This is a genomic window from Streptococcus pseudopneumoniae (genome assembly GCF_001074565.1).
Lineage (GTDB): Bacteria > Bacillota > Bacilli > Lactobacillales > Streptococcaceae > Streptococcus > Streptococcus pseudopneumoniae_J.
In genome coordinates, this window is the sequence record NZ_JUQX01000039.1 from 1 (window position 1) to 673 (window position 673).

Sequence of the window (673 nt, forward strand, 5' to 3'; positions counted from 1 at the left end):
AATATTAGCTTTTTCAGAAACAGTTAGTCCATGTCTTGCCGCATCTTCATACTTTCTAAAATCTGCGACAGATGGGACTTTGGTTTCTCCCTTATCGGAGGCACCGATTGTTTTTGGATCACATATATGCTTCAATGTGTTCAGTAGAGCCGGATTCCAGTTACGAAGAAGGTTTTTGCCTTCTCGGATGGTAGGGGAGGCCTCAAATCCTATTGCCAAGGCATAGGCAGTACGAATTGCCTGATAGCGTAGTTCTTGAATACGAGCCTGTGCTTGCTGATATTTCGTTTGAACATAATCGACTGCACTATTGTAGGCCGTTTGAACCTTATTCCACTGTCTGCCAACCCAATTCGATGCGCGATTGTATTGAGTGCTGACCCAGTTAGTCGCGTGGTTGAAAGCACTCTTGGTCGCATTCCAAGCCTTGGAGGCGAAACTCTTCACACCATTCCAGGTGTTTGAGGCCACTCTTTTCACCGTATTCCAGGTATTAGAGGCGACTCGTTTAACACCATTCCAAGCATTAGAAGCCGTCTTTTTAACATAGTTCCAGCCTTTTTTGATACTGTTCCAGAAGTGCCCACTTGGGTCTGTATAGTTGACGGGGTTATTCTGCACATAGCTGTAGCGGTTCTGGCTGAGAGGGTCTGTTTCCTCCCCTGGGTAGCTA

At 46.1% G+C, this 673-nt stretch carries 1 protein-coding gene; it reads right to left on the reverse strand.

Annotation, left to right across the window (positions count from 1 at the left end):
- The coding region (locus tag ADI74_RS06320; protein WP_049537827.1) for a hypothetical protein at positions 1–673 on the reverse strand (673 nt) is incomplete at both ends.